The sequence below is a fragment of the Bacteroidales bacterium genome, from assembly GCA_035353855.1.
Taxonomy (GTDB): Bacteria; Bacteroidota; Bacteroidia; order Bacteroidales; family CG2-30-32-10; genus DAOQAK01.
Genome location: DAOQAK010000082.1, coordinates 1 through 7,954, shown reverse-complemented (window position 1 = coordinate 7,954; position 7,954 = coordinate 1). Strand labels below are relative to the sequence as shown.

At 34.9% G+C, this 7,954-nt stretch carries 7 protein-coding genes; 2 read left to right on the top strand and 5 right to left on the bottom strand.

Annotation, left to right across the window (positions count from 1 at the left end; genetic code table 11):
* Positions 1 to 197 precede the first annotated feature (197 nt).
* The gene (locus PKK00_14840; protein ID HNW99681.1) at positions 198 to 2,627 is read left to right on the top strand and encodes a sodium-translocating pyrophosphatase; all 2,430 of its coding nucleotides are present in this window, start codon (positions 198 to 200) and stop codon (positions 2,625 to 2,627) included.
* Between the two features lie 53 nt (positions 2,628 to 2,680).
* Here the strand turns inward: PKK00_14840 and PKK00_14835 are convergent, their stop codons facing one another.
* Complete coding sequence (locus tag PKK00_14835; GenBank protein HNW99680.1) at positions 2,681 to 3,595, bottom strand: DMT family transporter; 915 nt, start codon at positions 3,593 to 3,595, stop codon at positions 2,681 to 2,683.
* Between the two features lie 25 nt (positions 3,596 to 3,620).
* Here PKK00_14835 and PKK00_14830 point away from each other — a divergent pair, with 25 nt between their 5' ends.
* Positions 3,621 to 4,856: a C1 family peptidase gene (locus tag PKK00_14830; protein ID HNW99679.1), complete on the top strand. Its 1,236-nt coding sequence runs from the start codon at positions 3,621 to 3,623 to the stop codon at positions 4,854 to 4,856.
* Between the two features lie 2 nt (positions 4,857 to 4,858).
* On the opposite strand, the gene PKK00_14825 is transcribed toward PKK00_14830, so the two are convergent.
* The 4 genes from PKK00_14825 to PKK00_14810 form a co-directional block, all read right to left on the bottom strand.
* Positions 4,859 to 5,950: a T9SS type A sorting domain-containing protein gene (locus PKK00_14825; GenBank protein HNW99678.1), complete on the bottom strand. Its 1,092-nt coding sequence runs from the start codon at positions 5,948 to 5,950 to the stop codon at positions 4,859 to 4,861.
* Between the two features lie 141 nt (positions 5,951 to 6,091).
* Positions 6,092 to 6,640: an ATP-binding protein gene (locus PKK00_14820; GenBank protein HNW99677.1), complete on the bottom strand. Its 549-nt coding sequence runs from the start codon at positions 6,638 to 6,640 to the stop codon at positions 6,092 to 6,094.
* Positions 6,604 to 7,200, bottom strand: coding sequence for a nicotinamide riboside transporter PnuC (pnuC, locus tag PKK00_14815; protein ID HNW99676.1), 597 nt, complete (start codon positions 7,198 to 7,200; stop codon positions 6,604 to 6,606). Before pnuC ends, PKK00_14820 begins: the two co-directional genes overlap by 37 nt.
* Positions 7,201 to 7,446, bottom strand: coding sequence for a YkoF family thiamine/hydroxymethylpyrimidine-binding protein (locus PKK00_14810; protein ID HNW99675.1), 246 nt, complete (start codon positions 7,444 to 7,446; stop codon positions 7,201 to 7,203).
* Positions 7,447 to 7,954: the final 508 nt, after the last annotated feature.

Genomic DNA, 7,954 nt, shown 5'->3' with positions numbered 1-7,954 from the left:
AGTATATCGGTTCATTCAGGTATGCTTGCCTATTTTATCTCGTCCACCAATGATTAAAAATAAATATATATTCTGTTAACACAGTATCCACGCAACTTATCGAATTATATAGGTATGTCTGTAAAAAATTGTTGATTTTTTATTCAAATACTTTCATAATTTTGCAATGATTTTAAAATAATTAAAAATTACTGCATATGAAAAAGTTAATTTCAACATTGTTCTTGCTGATACCTTTTGCAACATTTGCCAGCGAAGCAGATTTAAAGGTGCCTGATGCAATTAAAAGTGAAAGTGTTTTGTATTGGGGGTTTTTGGTGTGTGCACTGGGTTTGCTATTTGGTCTCTATCAATTTATGAAAGTAAAAAAATTACCGGCACATAAAGCAATGCTCGATGTGTCTGAAGTAATTTATAAAACTTGTGGCGCTTATCTTAAACAACAAGGTAAATTTATTGCTATCCTTTTTATTTTTATTGGTGCAGCTATAGCTGGTTATTTTGGATTCCTGGCAAAAGGTCATGATGGAGAAACCTTGTTTGGAATTGGCGGTGTTTTGTTGATATTAACCTGGACCATCATAGGTATCTTAGGTTCATACACTGTTGCCGCATTTGGTATTCGCATGAATACATTAGCTAATTCACGTATGGCATTTGCTTCATTGGAAAAGAAACCTCTTAAACTTCTTAATATTCCATTAAAAGCCGGGATGAGTATAGGTGTTATGCTGGTTTGTATTGAACTTATCATGATGCTTGTTATCTTATTATTAATGCCGGGAAATTTAGCAGGCGCATGTTTTATTGGTTTTGCTATTGGTGAGTCGCTTGGTGCTTCGGCTCTTCGTATTGCCGGTGGTATATTTACAAAAATCGCTGACATTGGTTCTGACCTGATGAAAGTTGTTTTCAAGATTGGGGAAGATGATCCTCGTAACCCCGGAGTTATTGCTGACTGTACCGGAGATAATGCAGGTGATAGTGTTGGTCCTACTGCCGACGGTTTTGAAACATATGGTGTAACCGGTGTTGCTCTTGTATCATTCATTCTTTTAGCTGTTGGAATTTCGGGTGATATGGATATTACAGCAGTTTTACAGGTTAAACTTCTTGCATGGATTTTCTTCATGCGTATATTAATGGTAATAACATCTGTGGTTGCTTATTATATTAATGCAGCATTAAGTAAAGCAAAATACAGCAAAGTAGATGATCTGGATTTTGAAAAACCACTTACACATTTAGTTTGGATAACTTCAATTTTATCAATCATTGTTACTTTCATTGCCAGTTTTATTATGATCCCTGACCTTAACGGCAATACCGATATGTGGTGGATTCTTTCAACCATTATCAGTTGCGGTACTTTGGGTGGCGCTTTAATTCCTGAAATTGTAAAAATATTCACTTCACCTAAATCAGGTCATGTTCAGGAAGTTGTTAGTGCCGGTAAAGAAGGTGGTCCGTCATTAACTATTCTTTCTGGTTTTGTTGCAGGTAACTTTTCAGCATTCTGGATGGGACTGGTATTTTTCTTATTAATGTTTCTTGCTTATTTCATGAGTACTTTCGGATTACATGAAATAATGGTTTATCCTTCAATTTTTGCATTTGGGTTGGTTGCCTTTGGTTTGCTTGGCATGGGTCCTGTAACTATTGCTGTAGACAGCTATGGGCCGGTAACTGATAATGCTCAATCCGTTTATGAATTATCTTTGATCGAAGAAGAACCTAATGTAAGTGCTGAAATAGAAAAAGATTTTGGTTTTAAACCCGATTTTGAAAAATCGAAACATTATCTTGAAGCTAACGACGGAGCAGGAAATACTTTTAAAGCGACTGCAAAGCCCGTGTTAATTGGTACTGCTGTTGTTGGCGCTACTACTATGATATTTTCGTTAATACTGATGATACAAAAAACATTAGGTGTTGAACCGGAATCTATATTGAATCTTCTTAATCCTTATTCAATTTTAGGTTTTATCCTTGGTGGTGCTGTTATATATTGGTTTACCGGTGCCTCAACCATGGCTGTTACAACCGGTGCTTTCCGCGCTGTTGAATATATTAAAAACCATATTAACCTTAACCCGAATGCTCCTAAAAAAGCAGATCCCAAATCATCTGTTGAAGTTGTAAAGATTTGTACACAATATGCTCAAAAGGGAATGTTTAATATATTTATTGCAATATTCTTTTTTGCTTTAGCATTTGCATGTTTATCATCTCCTTCCGGAATTGGCGGTAATAATGCAGTTGCTTTGTTTGTCAGCTATTTGATTGCTATTGCTGTAATCGGTTTATTCCAGGCTGTATTTATGGCAAATGCCGGTGGCTGCTGGGATAATGCAAAGAAAGTGGTTGAAGTGGATCTTAAAATGAAAGGTACACCTCTTCATGATGCAACTGTAGTGGGCGATACCGTAGGCGATCCATTCAAAGACACTTCATCTGTTGCGTTGAATCCAATTATCAAGTTCACAACATTATTTGGGTTACTTGCAATGGAAATAGCTATTTCTCAAAATTTCAGAGATACCGCTCCCTATGTTGGACTAATGTTCCTTGCTGTAGCATTGATATTCGTATGGCGCTCATTCTACAGAATGAGAATTAAAAAATAAAGATGAATTATAAATGATCAATCGGGGCGGCCTTTGGCCGCCCCGATTTGTTTTTATGTATTTTGTGACTTAAATTTCTTCATCAATACAGGATATAAGAATATGGTCAGAATTAATATCAACGTTCCAATATAAAACCCATTCGACATATATTCTGTTGAACCAAAAATAAAATAAGCGAGAAGAATCCCATATACAGGCTCAAGGTTAACAGTAAGCACAACAGCATAAGCCGAAAGTTTTTTCATGATTCGTACAATAGCTGAAAATGCATAAGAAGAGCAAACAATTCCAAGAATAAGCAAATAAAAAAAATCGCTCCATGTTATTGAGAAACTTTTTGTAGGGATATCATTGTTAAATAAAAAGTAAATACTGATTCCTATAAAAGCCCCAAGCATTTCGTAAAACCCGATAACGTTCTGGTTATAGTTAAGAGTAATTTTTTTATTCAGTACAGTAAAAACCGACCACAGAAAAAATGAAAACACTGAAAATAATATTCCTGCAGTATATCGTGTTTCAAACTGGAATATCATGTAAAGCCCGCCAATAATGATTAACCCGAGGACAACTTCAATCCAGTATATCTTTCTTTTAAATGCCAAGGGTTCAAGAAAACTTGCAAAGAGCGTACCGCTGGCAAGGCATCCGAGAGCTACCGAAACATTCGAGACTTTAATGGCATGAAAGAAAAATATCCAGTGAGCGCCAACGATCAAGCCTATTCCAAGTATTTGTAAGGTTTCTTTTAAGGGTAAAATGAATTTTGTTTTTGAAAAAAGAAACCAGATTAACAATGCCGAAAATGCAATCATTGTGCGATACCAGACAAGCATGGGAGCAGGAAGATTTATCAGCTTGCCTAATATTGCTGTAAATCCAAGAAGGATTACAATGAAATGAAGTTCAAAAAAATATCCGTATTTTTTCATAGCGTGCGACAAAGGTAAATTAAAATATTCCATACTTTTGAGAAGTAAATTAACGATTATGCGAAAAATTATCATACTGTTTTTTTTTATTGTTGTTTTCTTTAGCCTTTCTGCGCAGGATACAACAAGAAAAGACAAAGGAAAATTTATAGAATACAAAGCCGGGTATTATCAGAATTCAATCCTTAAAGGAATTGAAAACTATGATAATTCGAAATCAGTAATCGAAACAAAAAAATATTTATCGGTTGAAACTTCCAATATTATTTCACCGGCATCGCCCGATGATTTTAAAAAGCAATGGTGCAATGTTCCGTTGTCGCAGGGAAACAGTGGCACATGCTGGAGTTTTGCAACAACATCTTTATTGGAATCAGAGATATTCAGGATTAGCGGGAAAAAAATAAAACTTTCGGAATTGTATTTTGTGTACTGGGAATATGTTGAGCGAGCAAAATATTTTGTAGAACATAAAGGCGATTGCTATCTGGGTGAAGGCTCGGAAGCAAGTGCATTCAGAAGGTTAATGACTCAATACGGAATAATGCCCGACACAATTTATTCGGGTATGTTGAAAGGGCAAACTGTGATTGATCATGAAAAACTTTTTTCGGAATATGAAAATTATCTGAAGTATGTGAAAGCAGAAAGCCTTTGGGATAGCGCTACAGTTGTGAATACAGTGAAGAGTATTCTTAATTCATATATGTTGAAGCCACCTTCGGAATTTAATTTTGAAGGGAAGAAATATTCTCCAATATCTTTTATGAATGATTACTGCAAAATAATTCCGAACGATTATTTCAGCTTTATGTCGGATAATAAATCTACGTTTAATCAGCATGCCGAGCTGGTAGAAGATGATAACTGGTGGCATTGCAGCGATTATTATAATGTTTCGGCTGACGATTTTATGACGATAGTTAATGAAGCTTTAAATGATGGGTACACTATTTCAATTTGCGGCGATTTCTCGGAACCCGGAATTGACAAGCAAAAGCAGATCATGTTTGTTCCTACTTTCGATATTCCTGCAAATGAAATTAATGATGATGCAAGACAGTTACGTTTGAGTAACGAATCAACTACCGATGATCATTGTGTTCATTTGATCGGATATACCGAGAAAGACGGAGTGAAATGGTACCTGATAAAAGATTCTTCAGCCGGTGCATTTGATGGGAAATACCAGGGATACCGCTATATGCGCGAAGACTATGTGAAACTGAAAATGATGAACCTGTTCCTGTATAAATACGGAGCGAAAAAAATACTTGATAAGATTATAAAATAAAATTACTGAAGCTGTAGTTTGAGGGTTTTCGAATTGTTCTCTGTACTTATTTTTACAAGATAAGTTCCTTTACTCAAATTCAATTCTTTAATATTTAAAGGAACAGTAGTGAACCCGGCAGGATATTCTTTGCTACCGAAGTTTTTAATATTTTTTCCCAATATATCCGTAATGTCGATCTTAACTTCAGCTTGTTTTGCAAGCGAGAAATGAAGACCGGTTTGCTCGTTGGCAGGATTGGGATAAAGTGTTGTAAAAGTTAGCGATGGGTCGCTGTCGTTAATATTCATATAGCTTATTTGCTCTCTGTTATTGAATTCAACAGTGGTGCCGGCATTTGCGCCGGTCCTTACCGCTATTTTCAAAACAGGAATGCCCATGCCATCAGCATACCATTTATATTCTTTTATCACATAGTCGGTAGCATATCCCATAATACTCATAAAAATTGTATCGTGTCCGGTAATAGTTGAAACAACACGTACTGTATGGAAAGTATCGATAGGGGTGATGATATTTCCCCATCCGTCAACATAATTAACACGATGTCTTTTCTCACCATAAAAAATACCACCAAGTGTGTCAAGAGATAAGGTATCCTGGTAATCGCATGAATCCTTTTCTCCATAAGTTAAAGGAAAAATCAACTGCACATCAGGATTGTCGTACTTCATGGGTATGGAGTTCCCGTTAAAATCAGCGCCATAGCCATATTGAGAAAAATTAGCTGCCGATTTTTTATAAAAATTATAAACATTGGTAAGCGATATAAGCGACATGTTAGAAATATCGGGTTGTGTTGCAGCAAGATTACATCCTAACAGCATTTGAAAAATATAATAATAATATATACTGGGAGTGGATTGAACACTCAGGAAAGTGTCAATCCGTTCCGATGTTGCTGTAAGATTTGAAAAATTCCATAAATAATTAACACCCGACGAAATATAATCAACTCCGTCTAATGAATTATTTATATTTACCCTTAACGTATCGCCAATATTGGGCATGTCGTTTTGATCAATTACAGCCTGTGAGAAAGAATGAAAAAATATTATCAAAGAAAAGATTGCAATAAGTATTGGCTTTTTCATATCACTAATTTATTACGATTTGTTTTTATAATACACTTAAAAATGCTTTTACCCTTATTTAAGAAAAAAATACTAGATATAAAGAGAATATTTTTAGTAAATATTTCTCCCAAATGTAAAAATGTTTTTAATAACAGTGTGTTAAAATTTAAAATATGAATGAATTTTTTCTAAGGCATTATTCAACCTTTCTATACCCGTACCTGAGATAATTACAAATGGGAGTTTGTTCTTCTCCAGTTCTGTTCTATACCAGTTGAAAAAATATGTTCTCATGTGAGGGTGTTCGCGTTGTTCATCATATTCCCATGGCAGGTCAATATCCATAAGCAGGTATAAATCGTATTTATGAGTTTTGAATTTTTCTTTTATCCATTCATCACAATTACCGTAAGCATGCTCGCTCCATATTTTAGTTACTAAAAATTCAGTATCACAGAAAAGGAACTTGTTAGCTATTGATAAAGCTTTTGTTTCGTTTTTCAGCTGAGTTTTTGCAATTTCTAAAATATCGTGTTGCTCGTATTTGCGGTTCAAATGATCAATATATTCACGGGCATATTCAGGAACAAATACGGTATTGAAATGCTTTGCCAGTTGTTCTGTCAGCAACGATTTGCCTGTAGATTCAGGACCGGTGATAGCTATTTTTATCAGGCTACTGCTATTTTCTTTAAATCCTTTTTCCATTGTATATAACCATATACTGCCAATAAAACAAAAACAAAATATAACGCGGTGAATGCAAATAAATGTTTATAAAAATAAATTCCTGTGCATAAAAGGTCATTAATGATCCAGATGATCCAGTTCTCGATATATTTTTTTGCCTGTACAAATGTTCCGATTACTCCCCATACTGCAACTGTAGCATCCCAGTATGGGAGCGCTGCATCAGTGTAATTGCTGAAAATATATCCTGTAATGAAAATGCAAAAAAATGAAATTAAAATAAGAAACAACATCATGCTTCGCTTTATCCGCGATACTTTGAGAACTGTTTTATTTTCGCCGCCATACAACCAGTTGTACCACCCGTAAAGTGTCAGGATGATGTAAAATATCTGGAGTACAACATCAGCGTAAAGCTTTGATACCAGGAAAACATATAGCGATAAAATAACATTCAGCAAGCCTATCGGCCAGCACCATACCTTTTGCTTAGTGGTGAGCCATACCCCAAATATGCCAAGCAGCGAGGCAATTATCTCTATATAATTCCCTATAAGCCATTCGTAAAATAATTCCATTTATTTTTCCAGGTCGGCATTAATTATTTTCATCACAAAAACAGAGTGGGGAAGCTCAAATGATTTTTCAATTTCATTAGTTAATGCATTCATGATTTCTTTGTATTCACCGAAGATTTGTGTACTCATGGTGTTGGTACGAACAACAAGTTCAGGGTATTTATTTATCCTGTCGATAAAATCTTTTATGTGAGGAATGAATTCCTGGTTTAGCGGATAGTAGCTTATTTCAACTGATGCTTTCATATTTCTGTTTTTTGCAAATGTATAAGGTTTTTTTGGTTGAACACTTAGAAACTGTTTTGAATTTTTTATATTGAATTACATATTCAAATTTTAATTGTTACTCAGAGCCGGACATAGCGAGGGCATACGTGTTGTCGTCCGTGTCGAAGAGTGACATATATCGGTCGACTTCGACACGATTCTCCTTCAGCGACTTCCGGAAAGGATAATAATGTTATTCCTGTAGAATCGGCTCAGTCTGACCGTTAATACAATTATACTCGTTCTTATCAGGTTTGCAAAAGCAAAACTGTTTAGAACGAGTTATACCGTACAGAAAACAAAAAATATTTTTGCAAACCTTTTTTCTGTCGGTATAAATTTTAATGAATTCAAAACAGTTTCTTAATCACTTTAAATAATTCACTGTGGTTTATTTTTCAGGAAGAAAAATGTTAAAAATTATTATTTATAATCATTGCTGTCCGACTAAAATTTAGCCAAACAAATTAAGTTGTAAATATAGGTT